The organism is Streptomyces anulatus, from assembly GCF_014650675.1.
Taxonomy (GTDB): domain Bacteria; phylum Actinomycetota; class Actinomycetes; order Streptomycetales; family Streptomycetaceae; genus Streptomyces; species Streptomyces anulatus.
This window is the reverse complement of the sequence record NZ_BMVK01000001.1, coordinates 876,661-902,103: the sequence shown is the minus strand read 5'-3', so window position 1 is coordinate 902,103 and position 25,443 is coordinate 876,661. Positions and strand designations below refer to the sequence as shown.

The 25,443-nt window shown below is 72.1% G+C and carries 21 protein-coding genes; 14 read left to right on the top strand and 7 right to left on the bottom strand.

The window, feature by feature from the left end:
- Positions 1 to 4 precede the first annotated feature (4 nt).
- Complete coding sequence (locus tag IE272_RS03980; RefSeq protein WP_056706870.1) at positions 5 to 463, bottom strand: pyridoxamine 5'-phosphate oxidase family protein; 459 nt, start codon at positions 461 to 463, stop codon at positions 5 to 7.
- Between the two features lie 121 nt (positions 464 to 584).
- On the opposite strand from IE272_RS03980, the gene IE272_RS03975 reads away from it, so the two are divergent.
- A complete protein-coding gene (locus IE272_RS03975) occupies positions 585 to 1,469 on the top strand; it encodes an arylamine N-acetyltransferase family protein (RefSeq protein WP_190006254.1) in 885 nt (294 codons plus the stop codon).
- Between the two features lie 295 nt (positions 1,470 to 1,764).
- A complete protein-coding gene (locus IE272_RS03970) occupies positions 1,765 to 2,646 on the top strand; it encodes a YceI family protein (RefSeq protein ID WP_050360098.1) in 882 nt (293 codons plus the stop codon).
- Between the two features lie 65 nt (positions 2,647 to 2,711).
- Here the strand turns inward: IE272_RS03970 and IE272_RS03965 are convergent, their stop codons facing one another.
- Positions 2,712 to 2,957, bottom strand: coding sequence for a hypothetical protein (locus tag IE272_RS03965; RefSeq protein ID WP_032791316.1), 246 nt, complete (start codon positions 2,955 to 2,957; stop codon positions 2,712 to 2,714).
- Positions 2,958 to 3,099: 142 nt separating this feature from the next.
- Here IE272_RS03965 and holA point away from each other — a divergent pair, with 142 nt between their 5' ends.
- Positions 3,100 to 4,086 (top strand): DNA polymerase III subunit delta, encoded by a 987-nt coding sequence (gene holA, locus IE272_RS03960; RefSeq protein ID WP_032791255.1) that lies wholly within the window; start codon positions 3,100 to 3,102, stop codon positions 4,084 to 4,086.
- 338 nt (positions 4,087 to 4,424) lie between these two features.
- On the opposite strand, the gene rpsT is transcribed toward holA, so the two are convergent.
- Positions 4,425 to 4,691: a 30S ribosomal protein S20 gene (gene rpsT, locus IE272_RS03955; protein WP_007449624.1), complete on the bottom strand. Its 267-nt coding sequence runs from the start codon at positions 4,689 to 4,691 to the stop codon at positions 4,425 to 4,427.
- Positions 4,692 to 4,906: 215 nt separating this feature from the next.
- Between rpsT and lepA the strand changes: the two genes are divergently transcribed.
- Both lepA and IE272_RS03945 read left to right on the top strand, forming a co-directional pair.
- Positions 4,907 to 6,781, top strand: a complete 1,875-nt coding sequence (gene lepA, locus IE272_RS03950; RefSeq protein WP_073958738.1) for a translation elongation factor 4 — start codon at positions 4,907 to 4,909, stop codon at positions 6,779 to 6,781.
- A 323-nt stretch (positions 6,782 to 7,104) separates the two neighbouring features.
- Entirely contained in the window at positions 7,105 to 8,994 is a 1,890-nt protein-coding gene (locus IE272_RS03945; RefSeq protein ID WP_057662647.1) for an AMP-dependent synthetase/ligase, read from the top strand.
- 219 nt (positions 8,995 to 9,213) lie between these two features.
- Here the strand turns inward: IE272_RS03945 and IE272_RS03940 are convergent, their stop codons facing one another.
- Positions 9,214 to 10,410 carry an MFS transporter gene (locus IE272_RS03940; RefSeq protein WP_057662644.1) on the bottom strand — a complete coding sequence of 399 codons (1,197 nt, stop codon included), beginning with the start codon at positions 10,408 to 10,410 and terminating at the stop codon, positions 9,214 to 9,216.
- A 341-nt stretch (positions 10,411 to 10,751) separates the two neighbouring features.
- Between IE272_RS03940 and IE272_RS03935 the strand changes: the two genes are divergently transcribed.
- The 5 genes from IE272_RS03935 to hemW all read left to right on the top strand — a co-directional run bounded on the left by IE272_RS03935 (position 10,752) and on the right by hemW (position 16,389).
- A complete protein-coding gene (locus IE272_RS03935) occupies positions 10,752 to 11,234 on the top strand; it encodes a DedA family protein (protein WP_050360094.1) in 483 nt (160 codons plus the stop codon).
- Between the two features lie 177 nt (positions 11,235 to 11,411).
- Positions 11,412 to 11,699: a chaplin family protein gene (locus IE272_RS03930; protein ID WP_190006253.1), complete on the top strand. Its 288-nt coding sequence runs from the start codon at positions 11,412 to 11,414 to the stop codon at positions 11,697 to 11,699.
- A 40-nt stretch (positions 11,700 to 11,739) separates the two neighbouring features.
- Positions 11,740 to 12,999: a tetratricopeptide repeat protein gene (locus IE272_RS03925; protein ID WP_190006336.1), complete on the top strand. Its 1,260-nt coding sequence runs from the start codon at positions 11,740 to 11,742 to the stop codon at positions 12,997 to 12,999.
- Positions 13,000 to 13,151: 152 nt separating this feature from the next.
- Positions 13,152 to 15,125, top strand: coding sequence for an ATP-binding SpoIIE family protein phosphatase (locus IE272_RS03920; RefSeq protein WP_190006252.1), 1,974 nt, complete (start codon positions 13,152 to 13,154; stop codon positions 15,123 to 15,125).
- A 22-nt stretch (positions 15,126 to 15,147) separates the two neighbouring features.
- Positions 15,148 to 16,389 (top strand): radical SAM family heme chaperone HemW, encoded by a 1,242-nt coding sequence (gene hemW, locus IE272_RS03915; protein ID WP_056706856.1) that lies wholly within the window; start codon positions 15,148 to 15,150, stop codon positions 16,387 to 16,389.
- Positions 16,390 to 16,404: 15 nt separating this feature from the next.
- Here hemW and IE272_RS03910 read toward each other — a convergent pair whose 3' ends face one another.
- The 3 genes from IE272_RS03910 to IE272_RS03900 all read right to left on the bottom strand — a co-directional run bounded on the left by IE272_RS03910 (position 16,405) and on the right by IE272_RS03900 (position 21,109).
- The gene (locus tag IE272_RS03910; protein ID WP_190006251.1) at positions 16,405 to 19,281 is read right to left on the bottom strand and encodes an ABC transporter substrate-binding protein; all 2,877 of its coding nucleotides are present in this window, start codon (positions 19,279 to 19,281) and stop codon (positions 16,405 to 16,407) included.
- Between the two features lie 171 nt (positions 19,282 to 19,452).
- Complete coding sequence (locus tag IE272_RS03905; protein ID WP_050360090.1) at positions 19,453 to 20,271, bottom strand: DUF3097 domain-containing protein; 819 nt, start codon at positions 20,269 to 20,271, stop codon at positions 19,453 to 19,455.
- Positions 20,272 to 20,305: 34 nt separating this feature from the next.
- Positions 20,306 to 21,109 (bottom strand): MBL fold metallo-hydrolase, encoded by an 804-nt coding sequence (locus IE272_RS03900; protein ID WP_050360089.1) that lies wholly within the window; start codon positions 21,107 to 21,109, stop codon positions 20,306 to 20,308.
- Positions 21,110 to 21,274: 165 nt separating this feature from the next.
- Between IE272_RS03900 and hrcA the strand changes: the two genes are divergently transcribed.
- The 4 genes from hrcA to IE272_RS03880 all read left to right on the top strand — a co-directional run bounded on the left by hrcA (position 21,275) and on the right by IE272_RS03880 (position 25,381).
- A complete protein-coding gene (gene hrcA, locus IE272_RS03895) occupies positions 21,275 to 22,291 on the top strand; it encodes a heat-inducible transcriptional repressor HrcA (RefSeq protein WP_018961217.1) in 1,017 nt (338 codons plus the stop codon).
- Positions 22,292 to 23,431 carry a molecular chaperone DnaJ gene (gene dnaJ / locus IE272_RS03890; RefSeq protein ID WP_007449607.1) on the top strand — a complete coding sequence of 380 codons (1,140 nt, stop codon included), beginning with the start codon at positions 22,292 to 22,294 and terminating at the stop codon, positions 23,429 to 23,431.
- 133 nt (positions 23,432 to 23,564) lie between these two features.
- Complete coding sequence (locus IE272_RS03885; RefSeq protein WP_097910800.1) at positions 23,565 to 24,638, top strand: nitronate monooxygenase; 1,074 nt, start codon at positions 23,565 to 23,567, stop codon at positions 24,636 to 24,638.
- A complete protein-coding gene (locus IE272_RS03880) occupies positions 24,635 to 25,381 on the top strand; it encodes a 16S rRNA (uracil(1498)-N(3))-methyltransferase (protein ID WP_190006250.1) in 747 nt (248 codons plus the stop codon). The genes IE272_RS03885 and IE272_RS03880 overlap by 4 nt, the downstream gene beginning before the upstream one ends.
- Positions 25,382 to 25,443 lie beyond the last annotated feature (62 nt).

Below are 25,443 nucleotides of genomic sequence, written 5' to 3'. Positions count from 1 at the left end.
CGGCTCAGACCAGCCACGTACCGGAGAGCATCAGATCGCGGTCGGCGAGTTCGTTCACCTCGCGCCAGGCGCGCACGGTGTGGGGGGTGATGTGCAGAAACACCCAGACGGGGATACGCGGGTTCCACCGGAGCTTCGCGACGAAGGCCTCCCGCGTCGCGGGGGGAAGGTCGGCTCCCTCCAGGACCCTCGACTCGCCCTCGATCAGCACCACATCGCGGGTGGGGCCGAGGGTGACGCGGATCGGGCCGTCGGGAGTCACGTTGACCGCGGTGGGATTGGTCCGCCGGGTGGCCATGACCAGGGTGCCCGTGTCCTCTTCCCAGAGGAACGACAGCGGCACCAGGGTGGGAACGCCGTCCGGGGAGGCGGTCGCCACCCACGCGTCGTCGTCCTGACGCAGACGGTGAAGGGTGTCCTGCTTGCGCTGCTCCCGGCTGCGCGCGGGATCGTATGCGGTCATGCCCGCCACGCTAGACCGCGATCACCGTGCCACGCCTCGGGCAAGGGTCCTCGGCCAGGAGTCCTAGGACCAGTCGTGGGACCTGTGGTCCTCGGGGCGGGGGCGGGCGCAGACTGGTCCCATGACCTCGCAGACACCCACGACGTCCGGCGCCTCCGTCCCGGGACCCGACAACGGCGACAACGGCGACGACGGCGTCACCGCCGCCGCTGTCGACGCCTATCTCGCCCGGATCGGCGCGGACCGTCCGGTGCGGGCCGACATCGATGCGCTGCGCGACCTGCAGCACCGGCATCTGCTCGCCGTTCCCTTCGAGAACCTCTCGGTTCATCTGGGCGAGGACATCGTGCTGGAGGAACGGGCGCTCATGGCCAAGGTGACCGGCGGTCGAGGCGGCTTCTGCTACGAACTGAACGGCGCGTTCGGGGCGTTGCTGCGCGCTCTCGGCTTCCGTGTGACCCTGCTCCAGGCCCGGGTCTTCGGCGACGGCGGCCGTCTGGGCATTCCGTACGACCACATGGCGCTGCGGGTGGAGACCGAGGACGGAACGGGGCCGTGGCTGGCGGACGTCGGGTTCGGCGACAACGCGCTGTGGCCGCTGGCGCTCGACGACCGGACGGAACAGGAGGACCCCCGGGGGGTGTTCCGGCTCCGCGAGGCGCCGCAGGGGGACCTGGACCTGCTGCGTGGCGGCTCACGGCAGTTCCGGCTCGACCTGAGGCTGCGGACGCTGCCGGAGTTCCTGGGCGGGGCCTGGTACCACCGCACCTCGCCGGACTCGCACTTCACCCGGTCCCTGGTGTGCTCCCGGTTCACGGAGACCGGGCGGGTGACGCTGAGCGGACGGACCCTGGTCACCACGGTCGGCGGGGAGCAGCACCGTACGGAACTGGTCACGGACGAGGAGGTGCTCGCCGCCTACCGGGATCACTTCGGGGTGCGGCTCTCCCGGGTGCCCGAGCTTCGGGCGGCGGTCGCCGTGCCGGGGCGCGACGCCGGGCGGTGACGCGCGAACGCCGCGGACGGATGATCCGCACGCGCGGAATTCGTAGTTCGTAGTTCGTAATTCGGGCCTTCGGTAACACCTGCGCACAGCTCGTCGCAGTCCGTCGCACCTCGTCATACGTCCGTACACCCCATTACACCTTGTAGCAGTTCCGTACAAGACCCTCCGAGGTTCTCGGTTTGCCTCGAACGCCGCAATAGTGATCGAATGCATGCTCGTCGGCGGGCCGCTGATCCGACAAAGACGTCCACCTGTCAGGGCCCGAAGTGCGGAGCGCCCCTGGGGGTACGTAGAGATGTTCGGCCGTTGGCTGGGAAACAGAGGCCAGGCGGGTGGGCGCGCCGGGGCCCTCGCCGGATTCCAGGTGCCCCGTACCGCGGGCGTGCTCAACTGCCGGGTGCTGGACCCGGTCAACGAACCGGTTCAGCCGGCCGAGTTCGTCGTGACCGACAGTGCGGGCCGCAAGGTGGCAGGCGGCGAGACGGACCCCTTCGGCAGTGTTCTCGCCACGGTCCCGGCCGGCGACTACCGGCTGGCGATCACGGCCGAGGGCTTCACCCCGTTCCACGGGGCGGTGACGGTGACCGAAGGGGCGCACGCCACCCTGGGCGATGTGACCCTCCAGGTGGCGCAGCCCCCGCAGCTGCCCGACCCCGGTGACTGGGACATCGAGCCGAACCACTCGCAGATCGGCTTCACCGCCCGGCACATCGGGATGGCCCGCATCCACGGCAGGTTCAACACCTTCGCCGGGGCGGTCCGGATCGCCGACCGCATGGAGGACTCCGCCATGCACGTGATCATCGACGCGGCCTCGATCGACACCAATGTGCAGATGCGCGACGATCACCTGCGCTCCAGCGACTTCCTCGACGTCGGCCGGTATCCGACGCTGGAGTTCTACAGCGAGCGCTTCGTCCACCGGGGCGGCAGCAGGTGGGGTGTCACCGGTGCGCTGACTCTGCACGGTGTCAGCCGTACCGTGACGCTGGACACCCAGTACCTCGGTATCGGCAACGGCCTGGAGGGCGAGACGCGCGCCGCCTGCCGGGCCACCACCGAACTGCACCGCGAGGACTTCACCCTCACCTGGCAGACCATGCTGGCGCGCGGGATCGCGGTGGTCGGTCCGAGCATCGTCATCGACCTGGACATCCAGATCGTTCCCAAGGGCTGAGCCGCCCGGATCGCACCTACGGATTCAGCCGCCCCGGCCGTCCCGAGGGCCGGGCCGGCCGGGCGTTACGGCTTCTCCAGCCAGCCCTCGTACTCCTCCGCGAACGCGTCGAGCGCGGCCGGGTCCAGGCGCCCGGCCGCGTCCTCCACGACCACCAGCCACTGGGCGTCCTCGGCGTCGTCCTCGCCGGCCAGCGCGTCCCGTACGAGCTGGGGCTCCTCGGCGACCCCGAAGCGGTCCGCCAGCTCCCCGGCCACCTCCTCCGCGGCGTCGCGGTCGGGCAGCACCAGTACATGTCTCACATCGCTCACCCGGTCATTCTCCGGTACGGGCATCCGTGCCCCGTGCCCCGTACCCCGTGCCCCGTACCCCGTGCCCCGTACCCCGGGGCGGGGCGGGCCGGGCCTTCGGGGCTGTCCGGGCTGTCAGTGGGGCGTGGGATGCTGGATCGCGATGGCCACCAGGAAGAATTCCACCGACGATCCGCTCGCGCCCCTCACCCTCGCCGTGGGCCAGGAGGACCTCCTCCTGGACCGTGCGGTGCAGCAGGTGGTGGCGGCCGCCCGTGCTGCCGACGCCGACACGGACGTACGTGATCTGGCGTCCGACCAGTTGCAGCCCGGCACGCTCGCCGAGCTCACCAGCCCCTCGCTCTTCGCCGAGCGCAAGGTCGTGATCGTGCGCAACGCGCAGGACCTCTCGGCCGACACGATCAAGGACGTCAAGGCGTATCTCGGCGCGCCGGTCGAGGAGATCACTCTCGTCCTGCTGCACGCGGGCGGCGCCAAGGGCAAGGGGCTGCTGGACGCGGCGCGCAAGGCCGGGGCGCGGGAGGTCGCCTGCCCGAAGACCACCAAGCCCGCCGAGCGGCTCTCCTTCGTACGGTCGGAGTTCCGGGCGCACGGGCGCTCCGCGACGCCGGAGGCCTGTCAGGCGTTGGTCGACTCCATCGGCAGCGATCTGCGGGAGCTGGCGAGTGCGGTGTCCCAGCTGATCGCGGACGTCGAGGGCACGATCGACGAGGCGGTCGTCGGGCGCTATTACACCGGGCGGGCGGAAGCCTCGTCCTTCACCGTCGCCGACCGGGCGGTCGAGGGGCGCGCGGCGGAGGCGCTGGAGGCGCTGCGGTGGTCGTTGTCGACCGGGGTCCCGCCCGTCCTGATCACCAGTGCGCTGGCGCAGGGGGTGCGGGCCATCGGGAAGCTGTCCTCGGCCCGGGGGGGCCGGCCGGCCGATCTGGCCCGGGAGCTGGGCATGCCGCCGTGGAAGATCGACCGGGTGCGCCAGCAGATGCGGGGCTGGACGCCGGACGGGGTCGCGGTGGCCCTGCGGGCGGTGGCGGCGGCGGACGCGGGGGTGAAGGGCGGGGGGGACGATCCCGAGTACGCCTTGGAGAAGGCCGTCGTCGTTGTCGCGCGGGCCGCGCGGGCGGGTCGGTAGGCGGGCCCCTGCTCGGGTCCGGGCCCGGTGGTCCCGGGTTCGTCGCCGGGCGCGGGGTCCTGTGGTGACCGGTTCCGTCCTCAAACGCCGGACGGGCTGGAACTGCCTGCGGACGGGCTGGAAGCGCCCCCGGACCGGCCGGATGTCCGGACGCGCGGAAGCCCCGGTCCTCGATCTGGGGAGATCGGAGACCGGGGCTTCCGGGTCACACTCTGGGTGCGCCGCACCCGCGTGGCGAACGCAGGTTCGGTGTGCGGCGCGGGGTGCCGGTCAGGGGCGGGAGAGAGGGCCCGTCTGGTCCGTTCCGGCGGTCACATCAGTGAGCTTCGGGAAGAAGCTCAGGCCTGCAGGGAGGCAACCTTGGACGCCAGCGCCGACTTCTTGTTGGCGGCGGCGTTCTTGTGGATGACACCCTTCGAGACAGCCTTGTCGAGCTGACGGGAAGCGTCGCGGACGGCCGTGGTGGCCTTCTCGACGTCACCGGCGGCGGCGGCCTCGCGGGCCTTGCGGATCGCGGTCTTGAGCGACGACTTGACGGCCTTGTTGCGCAGGCGCGCCTTCTCGTTGGTCTTGTTCCGCTTGATCTGGGACTTGATGTTCGCCACGAAAGAGCCTTTTCAGGTTCGTTGGATCTTCTAGGTGAGCCCCGCCGCTCGTCAGAGCCACGAGGCACAGCTGTCCACGGTAGCAGTCACCCTTCGACCGGCCCAAACCGGTCGCTGGCCCGCAGGCGTGGGACGATGGAGCCTACGTATCGATCCGACCGACCCGACATCGACCCGAGACACGGCGTTCGGCGTCTCAAGAATCAGGACCCTGCGTGCCCGCGACTCCTTCCAACGTGCCCGAGCCGAGCCGTACCGACCCGGCGCTGATCCGCAATTTCTGCATCATCGCGCACATCGACCACGGCAAGTCGACCCTCGCCGACCGGATGCTTCAGCTGACCGGAGTGGTCGACCAGCGGCAGATGCGTGCTCAGTACCTCGACCGGATGGACATCGAGCGCGAGCGCGGCATCACCATCAAGTCCCAGGCGGTCCGGCTGCCCTGGGCCCCCAACACGGGTGAGGACACGGGCACCACCCACATCCTCAACATGATCGACACCCCGGGCCACGTGGACTTCACCTACGAGGTCTCCCGTTCGCTCGCGGCCTGTGAGGGCACGGTCCTGCTGGTCGACGCCGCGCAGGGCATCGAGGCCCAGACGCTGGCCAACCTCTATCTCGCGATGGAGAACGACCTCACCATCGTCCCGGTGCTCAACAAGATCGACCTCCCGGCCGCGCAGCCGGAGAAGTTCTCCGAGGAGCTGGCCAACCTCATCGGCTGCCAGCCCGAGGACGTGCTCAAGGTCTCCGCCAAGACCGGCGTCGGCGTGGACGCGCTGCTCGACCGGGTCGTGCGGGACGTGCCGGCCCCGGTCGGCGTCGCGGACGCCCCCGCCCGCGCGATGATCTTCGACTCGGTCTACGACTCGTACCGAGGTGTCGTCACCTACGTCCGAGTCGTCGACGGCCAGCTCAACAAGCGCGAGCGCATCCGGATGATGTCGACCGGCGCCACCCACGAGCTGCTGGAGATCGGGGTGTCGTCCCCCGAGATGACCCCGGCCGACGGCATCGGCGTGGGCGAGGTCGGCTACATCATCACCGGGGTGAAGGACGTCCGGCAGTCCAAGGTCGGTGACACGATCACCTCCCTGCAGAACGGGGCGACCGAGGCGCTGGGCGGCTACAAGGACCCGAAGCCGATGGTGTTCTCGGGTCTGTATCCGCTGGACGGGTCGGACTACCCGGACCTGCGCGAGGCACTGGACAAGCTCCAGCTCAACGACGCCGCCCTGGTCTACGAGCCGGAGACCTCCGCCGCGCTCGGCTTCGGCTTCCGCGTCGGCTTCCTCGGCCTGCTCCACCTGGACGTGGTCCGCGAGCGGCTGGAGCGCGAGTTCGGCCTCGATCTGATCGCCACCGCCCCCAACGTGGTCTACCGCGTCGAGATGGAGGACGGCAGCGAGCACATCGTCACCAACCCGAGCGAGTTCCCCGAGGGCAAGATCGACAAGGTGCACGAGCCGGTCGTCCGCGCCACGGTGCTGGCCCCGAGCGAGTTCATCGGCGCGATCATGGAGCTGTGCCAGAACCGGCGCGGCACCCTGCTCGGCATGGACTACCTCTCCGAGGACCGGGTCGAGATCCGTTACACCCTGCCGCTCGCGGAGATCGTCTTCGACTTCTTCGACCAGCTGAAGTCCAAGACGCGGGGTTACGCCTCCCTCGACTACGAGCCCACCGGCGAGCAGTCGGCCCAGCTCGTCAAGGTCGACATCCTGCTGCACGGCGACAAGGTGGACGCGTTCTCCGCGGTCACCCACAAGGACAAGGCGTACGCGTACGGCGTACGGCTCGTCGCCAAGCTGCAGAAGCTCATCCCCCGGCAGAACTTCGAGGTGCCGATCCAGGCGGCCATCGGCGCGCGGGTCATCGCCCGTGAGACCGTCCGCGCCATCCGCAAGGACGTCCTCGCCAAGTGCTACGGCGGTGACATCTCCCGTAAGCGGAAGCTGCTGGAGAAGCAGAAGGAGGGCAAGAAGCGGATGAAGATGGTCGGCAACGTGGAGGTTCCGCAGGACGCCTTCATCTCCGTCCTGTCGACCGACGAGTCCGCAGGTGAGAGCAAGGGCAAGAAGTAGAGCCCCGCGCCGACGCCTGTCGATGAGCAGTCCGGAGGGCCCCCACGCCGCAGTACCGTGCGGCGTGGGGGCCCTTTCGTGTGAGCCCTTTCGTCCGGGCTCTTTCGTTATGAAGCGGCGGCCCGTTGCCTCTTACGTGGCGGACAAGTGCGCTCTACTCTGATCACGACTCGATGGTTACTGGCCAGTTAAACAAGCCGTACGAGCAGGTTGCGCAGCAGGACGAGTGCAGCAGGACGAGAGCAGTAGGCAGCAGGACGACAGCAGCAAGTCGCCGTATCTAAGAAGCCGGTCGTAGCAATGCCGCAGGCCCGGAGGACGTCGTGAGCGACACACAGACCTTGATCGATAACCGGCCGCCCTCCGTGGCGGCCCTCTTCATCGACCGCGTGGCGGCGACCCCGAACGGGGAGGCGTACCGCTATCCGGTGCCGTCGGCCTCGGGCTCGGGTCCCGACGACTGGAAGTCGCTGAGCTGGGGCCAGGCCTCGGAGCGGGTCTTCGCGATCGCCGCCGGGCTGATCGCGCTCGGCGTGCGGCCGGAGGAGCGGGTCGCGCTCTCCTCGGCCACCCGGGTGGAATGGGTCCTCATCGACCTCGGGGTGATGTGCGCGGGCGCCGCGACCACGACGATCTACCCCTCCACGAACGCCGAGGAGTCCGCCTTCATCCTGGCCGACTCCGAGAGCCGGATCCTCATCGCGGAGAACGCCGAGCAGCTGGCCAAGGCCCGGGAGACCCGCGAGGGCCTGCCGGAACTCGCCCATGTCGTGGTCATCGACCCGGCCGGCGTCGAGCCCGCCGAGGGCGACCCCGAGGGCTGGATCATCACCCTCGCCGAGCTGGAGGCCCAGGGCGCCGAGCTCCTCGCCAAGACCCCGGACGCGGTCACCGAGCGGGTCTCCGCGATCACCGCCGACCAGCTCGCCACCCTCATCTACACCTCGGGCACCACCGGCCGCCCCAAGGGCGTACGGCTGCCGCACGACAACTGGTCGTACATGGCCAAGGCCACCGTGGCGACCGGGCTGATCACGGCGGAGGACGTGCAGTACCTCTGGCTGCCGCTCGCCCATGTCTTCGGCAAGGTCCTCACCTCCGGGCAGATCGAGGTCGGCCACGTCACCGCGATCGACGGCCGCATCGACAAGATCATCGAGAACCTGCCGGTCGTCCAGCCGACCTACATGGCCGCCGTGCCCCGGATCTTCGAGAAGGTCTACAACGGGGTCGCGTCCAAGGCCCGCGCGGGCGGCGGCGCCAAGTACAAGATCTTCCAGTGGGCGGCCGGGGTCGCCCGCGAGTACGCGAAGGTCTCCCAGGACAACTTCCGCCGCACCGGCAAGGCCTCCGTCCCCTTCGCGCTCGGCGCCAAGCACAAGGTCGCCGACGCGCTCGTCTTTTCCAAGATCCGTGAGGCCTTCGGCGGCCGGCTGCGCGCCTGTATCTCCGGCTCCGCCGCCCTCGCCCCGGACATCGGCTACTTCTTCGCGGGCGCCGGCGTCCACATCCTGGAGGGCTACGGCCTCACCGAGACCAGCGCCGCCTCCTTCGTCAACCCGGGCGAGGCCTACCGCACCGGCACCGTCGGCAAGCCGCTCCCCGGCACCGAGGTGCGCATCGCCGACGACGGCGAGATCCTGCTGCGCGGCCCCGGCGTCATGCAGGGCTACCACAAGCTGCCCGACAAGACCGAAGAGGTCCTGGAGTCGGACGGCTGGATCCACACGGGGGACATCGGCGAGCTGTCGGCCGACGGATACCTGCGCATCACCGACCGCAAGAAGGACCTGATCAAGACGTCCGGCGGCAAGTACGTCGCCCCGGCGGAGGTCGAGGGCCAGTTCAAGGCGGTCTGCCCGTTCGTCTCCAACATCCTGGTGCACGGTGCGGACCGTAACTTCTGCACCGCGCTCATCGCGCTCGACGGCCCCACCCTCCTCGGCTGGGCCGCCGACAACGGCTTGGAGGGCAAGTCGTACGCGGAGGTCGTCGCCGCCCCGCAGACCGTCGAGCTGATCGACGGGTACGTCAAGCGCCTCAACGAGGGACTCCAGCGCTGGCAGACCATCAAGCAGTTCCGCCTCCTGCCGCGCGACCTGGACGTCGAGCACGGGGAGCTGACCCCCAGCCTCAAGCTGAAGCGGCCGGTCGTCGAGCGGGAGTACAAGGGGCTCATCGACGAGATGTACGCGGGCTCGCGCGAGGCCTGAGCCGAGCCACGCGGCCGGCGCGCGGCGCGGGCCTCTCGTGGTAACCATCCCGTCCGGGGGCTCGGCCCCGGGCGGGCACCGGCGGGGCGGCCGGACACCCAGGTGTCCGGTCGCCCCGTTCCGGTCGGCCCCGGCCGGCCGGGAGTGGTGCATCGCGGACGTCGGCGTGCGCGATGCACCGGTCGTTCGCCGCGTGGGCCGAGCGCAGCAGCGCCTGCTTCAGTCGCGCCGGCCCCGCAGGACCTTGGCGAGCACCACCACCAGCAGCCCGGCGCAGGGGATCACCAGCAGGCCGGTGCGCAGGCCGGCCGCGTCGGCGACGTGACCGACGACCGGCGGGGACAGCAGGAAGCCCAGGCGCATGAGCCAGGAGACGATCGTCAGACCCGATCCGGGCTTGAGGCCGGGCAGGGCGTCGGCTTCGTGCATCGCCGCGGGCACCAGGGTCGCCACCCCGAATCCGGCCAGGGCGAAGCCCAGGATGGTTCCGGGCAGCGTCGGCACCGCCAGGGCGAGACCCATGCCGGCCGCGGTGATCAGCCCGCCGGTCCGGGCCACGGCACGCTGACCGAAACGGTCGACGAGGCGGTCCCCGATGATGCGCCCGATGAACTGGGCGCCCACCAGGGCGATGAAGCCCCAGGCGGCGAGCGCCGCGGAGGTGTGCAGGGAGTCCGTCAGGTAGAGGGCGGCCCAGGAGTTTCCCGCGTCCTCGACGAGCGTGCCGGCCGTGGCGATCAGAACAAGTGCCGCCAGCACGTACCCGACGCGCGAGGCGCCGGCCGCTCCCACGGCGCTCCGCTGTTCCGGACCGGTCTCCTCCGGTTCGTTGTCCGGCCCGGGCAGGCAGAAGCGCCACGCGGTCACGGCGGCGAGGACGAGGACGATCGCCGAGATCGTGAGGTGGGCGCCGAGCGACAGGCCCAGCGACATCGCTCCGGCGGCCATCAGCCCTCCGGTGACGGCGCCGATGGACCAGATCGCGTGGAACGAGTTCAGGATGGAGCGTCCGTAGAGCCGCTGCACCCGTAGGCCGTGCGCGTTCTGCGCGACGTCCGTCAGCGCGTCCATGGCTCCGGCCAGGAACAACGCGCCCGCGAACAGCGCAGGCGACGGGGCGAGGCCGGCGGCCAGGATTCCCATCGCCGTCAGCAGGGTGCCGACGACCGCGACCTGCGCCGAGCCCACGCGGCGGATCAGCACCCCGGCCGCGAGGCCTGCCGCGATGGCGCCCGCCGGGAAGGCGGCGACCGCCAGTCCGTAGGCGCCGTTGCTGATCGCCAGATCCTCCTTGATCTGCGGATACCTCGGCAGCAGGTTGGCGAACAGGGCCCCGTTGGTGAAGAAGAGGACGGCTACGGCGGTCCGCGCGTTCCGCCCGGCGCGGAGAGGCGGTGCCTCGATGTCGACGGTCATGCGGGCGACCCTAACCCTGGAGCGTACGAACGTACACTCCTGTCGGGGATAAATTCCGACCGAGTGGTAAGTATTTCGTCCGGCGGCCGACGATCGGCGGCCACCGCCCCGCGTCCGCCGGGTGGGCGTTCGGTTAGGCTGGCCTTCCTTGGTGGGGGCCCGGGGCGTGCGGGTCCGGTCGGGCGCCGCAGGTGAAGACGCGGCGGACCGAACGGACACGGGCAGGGCGCAGGTGAGAGACGGCGAACGGACTCTCGCGTGTCGTGCGCCCGGCGGGGCGGGACCGCTTGCGCGGATGACGGAGAACGCGGGCTTCGGGCCCGCGTGCGAGGTGGGGCACTGTGGATAGGATCGCGCTCGCGGCCGGGGCCCTGTACGCCATCGTCCTGCTGCGCGCCGGAGGGACGTTCGCCGTCGGATGGCTCGCGGGAGCCGGTGCGCGGCGCGGCAGGTTCGCGGGGCTGACGTCTTCGGCGAGGTTCCGGCGTGCCGAGCGCGCCATCCAGCGGTGGGGCGCACCGGTGGTGGCCGTCTCCTTCCTGACGGTCGGGTTCCAGACCGCCGTCAACTTTCTCGCGGGCAGCATGCGCATGCCGTTGCCGCGCTACCTTCCCGCGCTGTTCGTGGGCGGAGCGGCCTGGGCGCTGATCTACGCGACCGCGGGCCTCGGTGTGCTGGAGGTCCTGGGAAGGCTCTTCGCCGAGCGGACGCTCTTCGGGGTGTCCGCCGTGGTGGTGCTCCTGCTCGCGGTGTGCGGGGTGGTGGTGTACCGCCGGAAGAGGGCGGCCCCGTCCTCCGGTGACACCGCTGTCGACGCGTCGTGAGTCCGTTCCGCACGGTCTGATTTCCCCTCGTCGTGACGGAGTGCCGTCGGCGGCCCGTGCGGCCGGCCGTGCGCGCGGTTGACGCGGGTCGTGTCGGGGGCCGGGTCCGGTCGTTGGTCGAGAGGCGGGTGCATATGCCAGGCCGGGCGGAGTCCGGCCCGAACACAGGAGTCGACCATGGGCAGGGAAACGCGGAGTGCCGGCGCGCGGGTCATGGTGCTGGGGGCGGTCGCCGGGGCGGCCCTGCTTCCCGCCGGAACTGCTGAGGCGAACGTCGTCGGCGTCGGGAACGCGGCGTTCGGCAACACGTGCGCCAACCAGGGCGGTGCGCGCGCAGAGGGCGCCACGACCGCGGGGAGCGGCCTGGGCAGCGGCAACCACGCCGGGCTGCCCCTGAGCCTGACGCGCAATCACTGCGGCAACAGCGGCATCATCTGCACCGCCGTGTTCAGGGCCGCGTACTGATGCGCACCGCCGAAGAGCCGGTGACGGTGGGCTCGGGGCGGTGACGGCAACGCGCGCGGTGCCGGCAGCGGGCGCGGCGGCGGCCGGCGCGCCGGTCGGTGACCGGGCGGTGGCGGAGTTCCTGGCCCTGAGCGGGCAGGCACTGCCCCTGCTGCGCAGGTGGGTGGGGGAGGAGCCGGGTTGTGGTCTGGCGCGGGGTCTGCTGACGCTCGCGACATCCGAGCGGATGAGCGACACGGTCCTCAAGCAGCAGCTGGTGACCGCCCACCGGGACGCGCAGGCCGCCGGTGAGCGGGAGGCGAGCCTGGTGTACGGGGTGTTCCTGCACGCCCACCGCCAGTACCGGCTGACCGCCGATCACCTGCTGGCGCACTTCGAGCGCTGGCCGGCCGACGAGGTCGCCGCGCTGATGCTCGATGCCTTCCCCGCCGGCGGGGACGCCGCCTACCGCGCCCGCGGGGACGCCCTGGTGGAACAGCAGGCGGCGCTCGCCGGGTCGGACAGCTGGGCCTGGACGAGCTGCCTCGCCTCGGTCAGGGCGGAGCAGGGCCGGGTGCGCGAAGCCCACCGGCTCGCCGAACACGCGCTGTCCTGCAACCCCCGGTCGGGGGTGGCCGTGCACGCCCTCGCCCATGCCGAGCACGAACTCGGTGCGGGTCCGGCGTCCACCCGGATGCTGGACGCGTGGCTGGCGGAGGACGCCGGGGCGGTGCAGCTGGGCCATCTGAACTGGCATGCCGCTCTGCAGTCCATCGCCTGCGGTGACTTCGCCGACGCCCGCCGCCGGGCCGATACGGCGTTGCGGCGTGAGGACGTGGGCATGCGGGCGGCGACGAACTGGCGCCTGATGCTCGTCGGCCAGGAGCCGGCCGGGCGCAGCGACCCGGATCACGTACGGGAGCTGTTGGCCGCGCCCGGAGGCATGGCGGAGGTCTTCCACACCTTCAATCTGGCTCTGGCCCTCGCGGTGGAGGCCGCGACCGAGGACCTGGAGATCCTGGCCGGCCGCGCTGCCGCCGACCCGCGCCCCGACTACCACGAGGTCCTGGCCCCCGTCCTCCGGGCCCTGGCGCATCTCACCGCCGGCCGCCCCCGCGCCGCGGCCGGCACCCTCGCCGCCCTCGGCGGGCAGGCCGAACGCGTCGGAGGCGTACGCGTGGAACGGGAGATCATCCAGGACACCCTGGCCCGCGCCCTCATCGACTCCGGCGACCCCGCCCGCGCGGCCGCTCTGCTGCACCACCGCACCACCACCCGCCACCACCACCGCTACGAGAACCTCCTCCTGGCCCCACGCTGACCACCGGCAGCGGCTTCGCCCGGCGGCCCGTGCGTTTTCCGAAGCCTTGCGTTCGAATCTGCTCGATTTTCTGCCCACTTCGGTAACTCGGTGCTTATGGATGCGGCCGGTCTGTCACTCTGTCGGTGTCGTCGGACCGTAGGAGCCGCACCGTGGCGCCCATTCCCTTGCAGCGGGACACCGTGCAGCGTCCCGGCACCACCCGTGCCGGGCACGCGCACGGCCCGCGCCTGGCCAGCCGCACCAGCCTGCCCGGCATCCCGCTCGCCCCGTCCGCAGCCCGCCGGTTCGTGCGGGCGGCGCTCGCGGAGTGGACCGGGCTCGGGGTGCCCGCCGCCGTGGGCTTCAGCGACCGGCTGGCCGACGACGCCGTGACCGTCACCAACGAGCTGGTCACCAACGCCGTGGTGCACGCCGGGACCACCGTCGACCTGGTTCTCAGGCTGGAGGAGGAAGGCGGCGACGAGCCGTCCGCCGCCCTCGTCCTGGAGGTCACCGACCACCACCCGGCCCGCCCGGTGAGCGGCGACGAGCCCGGGGCGGACCCCGGACCGGCCGGGGTGCGTCCGGGGGAGCTGCCCGACCCCGCCGAGTACGGCCGGGGCCTCCAGCTCGTCGCCACCCTCGCCGACTCCTGGGGCATCACCTACCGCACCGGCCTCAAGACCGTCTGGGCCCGCCTCCCCGTCGACGACTGGAGCGCCCCGCCCGCCCCGCCCGACGGGGAGGCCCTCAGACGCGGCCTGCGCGCCGCCGAGATCCTCGCCCCCGCGGCCAGGCGCACCGAGCGCGACGACACGGTCTGGGACAGCCGGGGCGCCCCGGCCTTCCTCGCCGAGGCCTCCGACCTGCTCGCCGGGCAGCTCGACGAGGACCTGGTGGCCGCCATAGCGGGCCAGCTCCTGGTGCCCCGGCTGGCGGACTGGTGCGCGATCTGGCTGGAGACCGAGGGCGCGGGACCGGCCGCCGAACCCCGGCTCGCCCGGGTCTGGCACAGCGAGGAGACCGGCACCGAGCCCCTGCGCGCCGCCCTGGAGAGGGAGCCCCTCCGCCTCCCGGCCGGCGTCGGCCCCGGTCCCGTGTCCGTCCCCGTGCCCTGGCCAGCCCACCCCGCCGAGGAGGACCGGGAGGACACCCCCGCACCGCCCCCGCACCCCGGCGGCCGGGACAGGGCCGCGCTCGCGTTCCGGATCACCGCGGCCGGCCGGGCGCTCGGCACCGTCCTCGTCGGCCGCGAGGGCGTCGCCCAGGTGCCGGAGGCGGTGGCGTCGCTGATCGAGGACTTCGTCCGCCGCCTCGGCCTCGCCGTCGGCGCGGCCCGCGCCTACACCCGGCAGGCCACCATCAGCCGGATCCTCCAGCGCGGCCTGCTCCCCAGCAAGGTCGCCGAGATCCCCGGCGTCACCAGTGCCCTCGTCTACGAACCGAGCGACGACGGGGTGGTCGGCGGTGACTTCTACGACATCTTCCCGTGCCCCGGCGACCGCTGGTGCTTCGTCCTCGGCGACGTCCAGGGCAGCGGCCCCGAGGCCGCCGTCGTCACCGGCCTCGCCCGCCCCTGGCTGCGGCTGCTCTCCCGGGAGGGCTTCGGCGTCGGGGAGGTCCTGGACCGGCTGAACCGGCTGCTCCTCGACGACGCCATGGAGGCCGCCGAGGCCGCCGCCCTGATGGTCGCCGCCGCCGGGGGCCAGCAGCTCCACGACGGCACCCAGTCACGGTTCCTCTCCCTGCTGTACGGGGAGGTCGTGCCGCTCCCCGACGGCGGGGTCCGCTGCACGGTGGCCAGCGCGGGGCACCCGCTGCCGCTGCTGCTGCGCCCCGACGGCTCCGTACGCCCGGCGGCCGATCCGCAGGTGCTGCTGGGGGTGGTGGAGGACGTGGCGTACGAGAGCCAGATCTTCGACCTGGCGCCCGGGGACACCCTCCTCTGCGTCACGGACGGGGTGACCGAGCGCCGGTCGGGCCCGCTGATGTTCGACGACGGGGACGGGCTGGCCCGGGTTCTCGCCGGGTGCGCCGGACTGCCCGCCGAGGCGACGGCCGAGCGGATCAGACGGGCCGTCCACGAGTTCGCCGAGCAGCCACCGGACGACGATGTGGCCCTGCTGGTCCTCCACGCGGACTGAAGCACGTCCGGAGCGAGCGACAATGGACGGTATGCCTTCCGTACTGCCCGATGGTGAGCCCGTGCCCGACGACGGGGCGCTGCCCCGCCACGCCCTGGAAGGCGCAGCCGACCGCCCGCTCGGCTTCTACCTGCACGTCCCCTACTGCGCCACCCGCTGCGGCTACTGCGACTTCAACACCTACACGGCCACCGAGCTGCGCGGCACCGGCGGGGCGCTGGCCTCCCGCGACAACTACGCCGCCCACCTGATCGAGGAGGTCCGCCAGGCCCGCAAGGTCCTCGGCGACGACCCCCGACCCGTGCGCACGGTCTTCGTCGGCGGCGGCACGCCCACCCTGCTGCCCGCCGCCGATCTCGTGCGGATGCTGGCGGCGATCAGGGAGGAGTTCGGGCTCGCGGACGACGCGGAGATCACCACCGAGGCCAACCCGGAGTCCGTCGACCCGGCCTACCTGGCCGCGCTGCGCGAGGGCGGCTTCAACCGGGTCTCCTTCGGCATGCAGAGCGCCAAGCAGCACGTCCTGAAGATCCTGGACCGCACGCACACCCCCGGCCGCCCCGAGGCCTGTGTCGCCGAGGCCCGTGCGGCGGGCTTCGACCACGTCAACCTCGACCTGATCTACGGCACCCCCGGCGAGTCCGACGACGACTGGCGGGCCACCCTGGACGCCGCGATCGGCGCGGGCCCCGACCACGTCTCCGCGTACGCCCTGATCGTCGAGGAGGGCACCCAGCTCGCCCGCCGCATCCGGCGCGGCGAGATCCCGATGACCGACGACGACGCGCACGCCGACCGCTACCTCATCGCGGACGAGGCGTTCGCCGCCGCCGGCTTCGACTGGTACGAGGTCTCCAACTGGGCCACCACCGAGGCCGGCCGCTGCCTGCACAACGAGCTGTACTGGCGCGGCGCCGACTGGTGGGGCGCGGGCCCCGGCGCCCACAGCCACGTCGGCGGGGTCCGCTGGTGGAACGTGAAGCACCCCGGCGCGTACGCCCAGGCGCTCTCCGAGGGCCGCTCGCCCGGCGCGGGCCGCGAGATCCTGGGCCAGGAGGACCGCCGGGTCGAGCGCATCCTGCTGGAGCTGCGGCTGCGCGACGGCTGCCCGCTCTCCCTCCTGAAGCCCGACGGCCTCGCCGCCTCCCGCCGCGCCCTGACGGACGGGCTGCTGGACCCGGAGCCGTACGGGAAGGGCCGTGCGGTCCTCACCCTGCGCGGGCGGCTTCTGGCCGACGCCGTCGTCCGCGACCTGGTCGACTGACCCGGGGAGCGGGCCTCACGGCCTGCAGTCCTTCGCCGTCAGCGGGGGCGAGACCCCGGCTGGCTTGCCGCACACGAGGGTCCGCTCGGCGCTCGGCCCGGGGCGGACCACCTTGACGATGTTGAGGCCGTGCACGTTGTCGGAGACCGAGGACCTCGCCCTGCTGAACGAGATCGTCCCCGTCGGCATGTTGTTGAGGTCCACCGTGTGCAGCGTCGCCCAGGTCTCCGCCGCACTCCGGCGCTTGTCGCCGCGCGCCGCCGCGTCGTACAGGGCGGCCGTCGCGCTGTAGGAGATGACGGTCTGCCCACTGGCGAACAGATCGTCCTCGTACGCCGGACGCCCCGACGCCAGCGCGGTGACCTCCCCCTCCGGGTGCAGCGCCCGCAGCGTGCGGTAGGCGTCCCCGTAGAAGCCGAGGTTCTTTCCCCGGTCCAGCGGGGCGAGCGAGCTGTGGTAGAGCGTGACGTTGGCCGCGATCGACGTGCTGTCGTCGAACGTCCCCTTCGTCAGATCGTCCCCGGTGAACACCGTCATCCGCCGGTCCGAGCACCCGGTGGTCTCCGACAGGCCACGCATCAGCGTCGGCACGTCCTCGACCCGCCCGGCGAAGTACAGCGCGTCGGGCACCCGCTCGGCCTGGCAGATGGTCGTCAGCGGGGTGTTCAGGCTCGCCCCGCCCGCGAGGTCGTACGTCACGGGCCTGCCCGGCTCGAAGCCCGCGTCCTCCAGCATCTTCCGGCCCGCGTCCCGCTGCTCGGCGGTGTACCGGTCCAGGTCCCCGTTGCGGTCCGTGCGCGACAGCACGATCGCGTGCGGGCGGTCGAGGCCCTTCGCGATCTGCCGGGCGACCAGCCCCAGCACATGCGTCTGCTCCTCGTCCGTCGCCGCGAGCCCGAAGTAGTTGGGGAACTCCCGGGGCAGGTCGCTGCTGGAGTTCGTCGTGTTCACCACCGGCAGCCCGGCCTCGCGCAGCAGCTTCGTCGCCTTCTCGCTCTCCTGGGTGTTGCGGCCGAGACCGACCACCCCGACCACCGTCGGATCCCGCCGGGCCACCTCGATGATCTTCCGCACGGCGGTGAGCTGCCGCAGCATGTCCTCGCCGCCGTTCGCGGTCAGCACCCGCAGCTTCACCGACCGGCGCACGGTCTTGTTCACCGCCCGCTGCTGCAGATAGACGCCGGTCAGCTCCTCCAGGCCCTTGCGGGTCGCCTCCGGGTCCTTGCCCGTGGCGGTGAGCGGACCGGCGTACACGACCGTCACGTACGCGTCGCCCGGCTCGATGTCGTCGTTCTCGGCCCGGATCGCCTGCTCGATCCGCTCGAAGGTGATGCCCTTCCCCGCTCCGTTCAGCTCCAGGCCGTTGCCCCGCGCGAAGAGCACCTCGGGCGCGGTCGCCACCCCCACGCACTCCCGGTCGTCCCCCTTCCCCGCCCAGATCGCGTCCGTGTTCCGGTCGGTCAGCGGCCCGTGGCAGTACGTCTCGCGCCAGTGCCCGGCCCACAGGAACGCCCCCAGCAGACTGCCCACGACGAGCACGGCGACGCTCGCCCGCGACATCACCCACCACGCCCAGGTCCGCCGCACCCGATGGGTGACGAGCTGCGCGTGCGCGTGCTCGTGGGTCAGCTTCTCGGTGGACAGCGGCAGCAGGAGCACCCACGCCAGGGTCGCCGCCGCCACCGGCGACTGGCCCAGACTCAGATCGTCCACCCAGCGCTCGTAGCGGGCCCGCGCCCCGGACGAACCGGTCGGCGCACCGGGACCCGGCCGCTCCGGGGGCAGCGGCGGGGTGTGCCGCATGATCTCGGGGGCCTGGAGCGAGGCGAGCAGCAGCAGCGGATCCACCTCGCTGCGCCGCGACCGTACGCTGTTGATCGCGTTGATCAGCAGGATGCCGCCGTTGTCCTGGGTGGCCCGGGGCAGGAACACCACCGGCGGGACCGTGCGCTTGCTGCGCCGCCAGTCCAGGGAGTGCGGGCGGTAGTTGTGCCGCAGATCCTCCAGCAGCGCCTGCACCCGCAGCTCCAGATGGAACTGGCGCGCGTACTCGTCGCCCGCCCCCGCGTCGGCCACCCGCTCCGCGACCGCCGCCGCCCGCGCCCGGATCACCCGCCACGAACCGCTCGGCGACAACCACGACCAGCCGTCCGAGGGATAGCCGGTGCTGGACGCGGCCAGGGACGAGGTGGTGGCGAACCACCGGCTGGCCCGGCGCAGCCACAGCAGCGGCGGCGCGGCCCGGCTCGCCAGGCCCACCACGGCGAGCCCGATCAGCGCGACGGCCGCCACCAGGGCGGTCAGCAGCCAGTCGATCTCCCCGAGCAGCACGCTGAGCAGGGCGATGAAGAGCGCGCCGACGAACGTCTCGGGCCGCACCGACTGCCGCAGCGAGGCCCACCGGGTGCCCCCGCGCGGCCGGCCGGACCGCCACCGCAGCCGGCTCAGCTGCTCCAGAATCCTTTCCTCGCGTATCTCGGAGGTGTTCCCGTCGGACTGCTCGACCACCGTCGCGGTGGCCTGTTCGATCGCCCCGAGCAGCCGGGAGCGGGGAAAGGAGAAGTTCTTGTACTGGGTGTTCTCGCGGGTCTCCCACGGCTTCTCGGAGAGCGTGCGCACCATGGCGAGCGCCGCCTCGTACGGGGTCGCCCCCTCGCCGTCCAGCAGCCGCACCGGAACCCGCCGCAGCTCGTTCGCCCGGTGCACCTGATGCACCAGCTGTTCCACCCGCGCGTCGATCTCCGGCCCGGCCCCGGCGTCCGCCGCCTGGACCACCACGAGCGGCATCACCGGCCGGTTGACCCGGTACCGGTCGATCAGCTGCTGCATCAGGTGGAAGACGGCCGAGGCCGCCTCGTTGTCCGCACTGTCCCGCCAGACCTCGCGCACCATCGCACCGTGCCCTTCCCCCGTGAGCCGCTCGGCTCGTGAACCGCCTGCCCGTTCTTCCCCCTCAATAACCGATGGTGCGTGTGGGACGCAGGCATTCATAGGGATCGGTACGAGATCCTCTTCGACAGTCCGGCAACCGGCCGGTATCAGGCCGGAATCAGGCCCCGGACATCAGTCCGGAAGGGTGACGAAGTCAATCAATTCCTCTACCCTGCCCAGGAGTTGGGGTTCGAGGTCCTTGTAGCTGCGGACCTTGGACAGGATGTGCTGCCAGGCCGCCCCGGTGTTCTCCGGCCACCCCAGCGCCCGGCACACGCCCGTCTTCCAGTCCTGCCCCCTCGGCACCACCGGCCAGGCGTCGATCCCCACCGAGGACGGCTTCACCGCCTCCCACACGTCGATGTACGGGTGCCCCACCACCAGCACGTGGTCACCGGTCACCTGAGCCGCGATCCGGGACTCCTTGGAGCCGGGCACCAGATGGTCCACCAGCACCCCCAGCCGGGCGTCGGGCCCCGGCGCGAACTCCCCGACGATCGCCGGAAGGTCGTCCACGCCCTCCAGGTACTCCACGACCACGCCCTCGATGCGCAGGTCGTCGCCCCACACCCGCTCTACCAGCTCCGCGTCGTGCCGGCCCTCCACGTAGATCCGCCCGGCCCGCGCCACCCGGGCCCGCGCCCCGGGCACCGCCACCGACCCGGAGGCCGTACGGGTGGGACGCACGGGACCGCCGGGACCCGGGCGCACCAGCGTGACGACCTTGCCCTCCAGCAGGAAGCCGCGCGGCTCCATCGGGAACACCCGGTGCTTGCCGAAGCGGTCCTCCAGGGTCACCGTCGGCCCCTGGGCCGTCTTCTCGCAGCGGATCACCGCCCCGCAGAAGCCGGTGGAGACCTCCTCCACGACCAGATCGGGCTCGGCGGGCACCTCGGGCACGGGGGCGGACCTCTTCCACGGCGGGGTCAGGTCCGGCTGGTAGCTGCGCATGGCACGACGATATTCGCCGTACCCGCGTCAGGGCTCATCCCACGTCGAGTCCGGCGTTGAGGTCCACGTCGAGGTCCACGCCGGGTCCCACGCCGGATCCCGCGTCGAGGTCCACGTCGAAGCGCTCCGCCAGCGACGCCCGCTGCGCCCGTACGAACGCCGCGTCCACCACCGCCCCGTGCCCCGGCACGTACCGCGCGTCCTCGCCGCCCAGCGCCAGCAGCCTCTCCAGCGCGGCCGGCCAGCGCGAGGTGATCGCGTCCCGGCCCGCCTGCGGCTCGCCCGACTCCTCGACCAGGTCGCCGCAGAACACCACCGGAGGCTCGCCGCCCGTGCCCGGCACCAGCGCCGCGAGGTCATGGCCGCTGTGCCCGGGGCCCACGTTCGCCAGCAGCACCTGACGGCCGCCGCCCAGGTCGAGCGTCCAGTCGCCGCACACCTCGTGGTGCGGGACCACCAGCGTGTCCGCCGACCGGGCCGCCTCGTCCTCCGGTACCCCGTGGCGCACCGCCGAGGCGCACAGGCCCTCCGCGCCGGCGCGCAGCAGGGCCGCGACGCCCACCGCCCCGTACACCTGGGCCCCGGCGAACGCGGCGGTGCCCAGCACATGGTCGAAGTGCGGATGGCTCAGTGCGATATGCGTCACCCTCCGCCCGAGCAGCGCCTCGGTCTGCCGCCGCAGCTCGACCCCCTCGCGCAGCGTGGCGCCGGTGTCGTACAGCAGTGCGCCCTCCGGCCCGGCGACCAGCGCGGCGGTGGCATCCCAGCCGGGGAGGCGCCGCCTGCCGATACCGTTGCCCAACCGCTCCCAGCCGAAGTCTTCCCAAGCGACGTCCATACCACGACGCTATCGGCAACGACCTGCGCAGTCTCGTGGGAGCGTGGCCGGTCGCCCTTGCCCCGGCCCCACCCCACCCCCGTACACTGACCGCGGGGATTGCTGGCACTCGAACGCACCGAGTGCCAGACAGACACCGGAGAAATACAGCTGGAGGTGTGCGCGATGCTCAGCGAACGCAGACTCGAAGTGCTGCGCGCCATCGTCCAGGACTATGTCGGCACCGAGGAGCCCGTCGGCTCCAAGGCGCTGACCGAGCGGCACCGGCTGGGAGTCTCCCCGGCCACCGTCCGCAACGACATGGCGGTGCTGGAGGACGAGGGCTTCATCGCCCAGCCGCACACGAGCGCGGGACGCATCCCGACCGACAAGGGGTACCGCCTCTTCGTCGACAAGCTCGCGGGCGTCAAGCCGCTGTCCTCGCCCGAGCGCCGGGCCATCCAGAACTTCCTCGACGGCGCGGTCGACCTCGACGACGTGGTCGGCCGGACGGTGCGGCTGCTCGCGCAGCTCACCCGGCAGGTCGCCGTCGTGCAGTACCCCTCGCTGACCCGCTCGACGGTGCGGCACGTGGAACTGCTGGCGCTCGCGCCCGCCCGGCTGATGCTCGTCCTGATCACGGACACCGGCCGGGTCGAACAGCGTATGATCGACTGCCCTGCGCCGTTCGGCGAGGCATCGCTCGCGGATCTGCGGGCCCGGCTCAACAGCCGGGTCGTCGGACGCCGCTTCGCGGATGTCCCGCAGCTGGTGCAGGAGCTGCCGGAATCCTTCGACAGCGAGGACCGGGGGACGGTTTCCACGGTCCTTTCCACCCTCCTCGAAACACTGGTCGAGGAGACGGAGGAGCGGCTGATGATCGGCGGCACCTCCAACCTCACCCGCTTCGGACACGACTTCCCGGTGATGATCCGGCCGGTGCTGGAAGCACTGGAGGAACAGGTCGTCCTGCTGAAGCTGCTCGGTGAGGCCACGGACTCCGGCATGACCGTACGGATCGGGCACGAGAACGCCCACGAGGGGCTCAACTCCACGTCCGTCGTCGCGGTCGGCTACGGTTCGGGCGACGAGGCAGTCGCCAAACTCGGCGTGGTCGGACCGACCCGCATGGACTACCCCGGAACGATGGGAGCGGTACGCGCAGTGGCACGTTACGTCGGACAGATCCTGGCGGAGTCGTAAGTGGCCACGGACTACTACGCCGTACTCGGCGTGCGCCGCGACGCATCTCAGGACGAGATCAAGAAGGCATTCCGTCGGCTCGCCCGCGAGCTGCACCCGGATGTCAACCCGGACCCGAAGACCCAGGAGCGGTTCAAGGAGATCAACGCCGCTTACGAGGTGCTCTCGGACCCGCAGAAGAAGCAGGTCTACGACCTCGGCGGTGATCCCCTCTCCGCCAGTGGCGGCGGTGGCGGCGCGGGCGGTTTCGGAGCCGGCGGCTTCGGCAACTTCTCCGACATCATGGACGCGTTCTTCGGCAACGCCGCGCAGCGCGGGCCCCGTTCGCGGACCCGGAGAGGCCAGGACGCCATGATCCGGCTGGAGATCGACCTCAACGAGGCGGCCTTCGGCACCACCAAGGACATCCAGGTCGACACGGCCGTCGTCTGCAACACCTGCAGCGGCGAGGGCGCGGCCCCCGGCACGTCCGCCCAGACCTGTGACATGTGTCGCGGTCGCGGCGAGGTCTCGCAGGTCACCCGGTCCTTCCTGGGCCAGGTCATGACCTCGCGGCCCTGCCCGCAGTGCCAGGGTTTCGGCACGGTCGTGCCCACCCCGTGCCCGGAGTGCGCCGGCGACGGCCGCATCCGCTCGCGGCGCACCCTGACCGTGAAGATCCCCGCGGGCGTCGACAACGGCACCCGTATCCAGCTCGCCGGCGAGGGCGAGGTCGGCCCCGGCGGCGGCCCGCCCGGCGATCTGTACGTGGAGATCCACGAGCTGCCGCACGCCGTGTTCCAGCGGCGCGGCGACGATCTGCACTGCACGGTCACCATCCCCATGACGGCGGCGGCCCTCGGCACGAAGTGCCCGTTGGAGACGCTGGACGGCCTGGAGGAGATCGACATCCGGCCCGGCACCCAGTCCGGCCAGTCCGTGCCCCTGCACGGGCGCGGCATCACGCATCTGCGCGGTGGCGGCCGGGGCGACCTGATCGTGCACGTCGAGGTGATGACCCCCTCCAAGCTCGACGCGGAACAGGAGCGGCTGCTGCGGGAGCTGTCCAAGCTGCGCGGCGAGGAGCGGCCCCTGGGCCAGTTTCAGCCAGGTCAGCAGGGGCTCTTCTCCCGTCTGAAGGACGCTTTCAACGGCCGCTGAACCGCTTTCCGCCTTTCACCGCACCGCCCGCCGGTTCCGAACCGGCGGGCGGTGCGGCGTACGGCGGGAGAACCGGTCAGGGCGGGCGGCTGGCTGATTCGGCCCCGTGCACGGGACGTGGCACGATGCGGTCATGTCCTCCGAGTTGACCGATCTCTGCCGGTATCCGATCGTGCAGGCCCCTATGGCGGGCGGCACGTCCGGACCCCAGCTCGCCGGGGCCGTCGCCGAAGCCGGCGGGCTCGGATTCCTGGCCGCCGGGTACAAGACGGCGGACGGGATGTACAACGAGATCAAACAGCTGCGCCGGCTCACCGGCGGACCGTTCGGCGTCAACCTCTTCATGCCGCAGCCCGCGCTCGCCGACCCCAGCGCCGTCGAGGTCTACCGCCACCAGCTCGCCGGAGAGGCCGCCTGGTACGAGACCCCGCTCGGCGACCCGGACAGCAGCGGCGACGACGGGTACGAGGCGAAGGTCGCGATCCTGCTGGAGGACCCCGTTCCGGTGGTCTCCTTCACCTTCGGCTGCCCGACCCGCGACACCCTGGACGCCTTCGCCAGGGCCGGGACGCACACCGTCGTCACGGTCACCTCGGCCGAGGAGGCGCAGAGCGCCCAGTGGGCGGGCGCCGACACCGTCTGCGTCCAGGGCGTCGAGGCGGGCGGCCACCAGTCCACCCACCGCGACGACCCGCAGGTCGACCAGACCGGCACCGGGCTGCTCTCCCTCATCACCCAGGTCCGCGAGACCGTGCAGATCCCGATCGTCGCCGCCGGCGGACTGATGCGCGGCGCGCAGATCGCCGCCGTCCTCGCGGCGGGCGCGGACGCCGCCCAGCTCGGCACCGCCTTCCTGGTCTGCCCCGAGTCCGGGGCGCACCCGCTGCACAAGCAGGCCCTGACCAACCCGCTGTTCGTCCGCACCGAGCTGACGCGCGCCTTCTCCGGACGGCCCGCCCGCGGCCTGGTCAACCGCTTCGTCCGCGAACACGGCCCGTACGCCCCCGCCGCCTACCCCCAGGTCCACTACGTCACCAGCGGGCTGCGCCGGGCCGCCGCCAAGGCCGGGGACGCCCAGGGCATGGCCCTGTGGGCCGGTCAGGGCCACCGGATGGCCCGCGAACTGCCCGCCGGCGAGCTGATCGAGCTGCTCGCCGCCGAACTGGAGGCCGCCCGGTCGGCCCTGAGCATGAGGAGCCCCCGGTGACCGCACCGGTCTTCGTCGTCGAACGGATGCCCGCCGGGCCGGAGTTCGTCCTGGACGGACCCGAAGGGCGGCACGCCGTCTCCGTCAAGCGGCTCCAGCCCGGCGAGGACGTCGTCCTCACCGACGGGCTCGGCCACTGGGCGGAGGGCGTCGTGCGCGCCGCCGAGGGCAAGGACCGCCTCACGGTCACCGGCCTCGACCGCATCCACGAGGAGCCCGCGCCCGCCCCGCGGATCACCGTCGTCCAGGCGCTCCCCAAGGGCGACCGGGGCGAGCTGGCGGTCGAGACGATGACCGAGACCGGCGTCGACGCGATCGTGCCCTGGCAGGCGGCCCGCTGCATCACCCAGTGGAAGGGCGAGCGTGGTGCCAAGGCCCTGTCGAAATGGCGCAGCACGGCGAGGGAGGCGGGCAAGCAGTCCCGCCGGGTCCGCTTCCCCGAGGTGGCCGAGGCCATGACGACCAAGCAGGTCGCCGCCCTGCTCGCCGCCGCCGACTTCGCCGGGGTCCTCCACGAGGACCGCGACCACGACAGCACCCCCCTCGCCACCGCCGAGCTCCCCGCCGCCGGCTCGATCGTGCTCGTCGTCGGACCGGAAGGCGGCGTCTCCCCGCAGGAGCTGGCCGCCTTCGCCGAGGCGGGCGCCCGCCCCTACCGGCTCGGCCGCAGCGTGCTGCGCACCTCCACGGCCGGGACGGCCGCGACCGCGCTGCTGCTGGGGCGTACGGGGCGCTGGGGCTGAACCCGGCCCCGGGTCCGGCGATAGCATGCCCCTGTACTGATCACCGTACTGATCACCAGAGA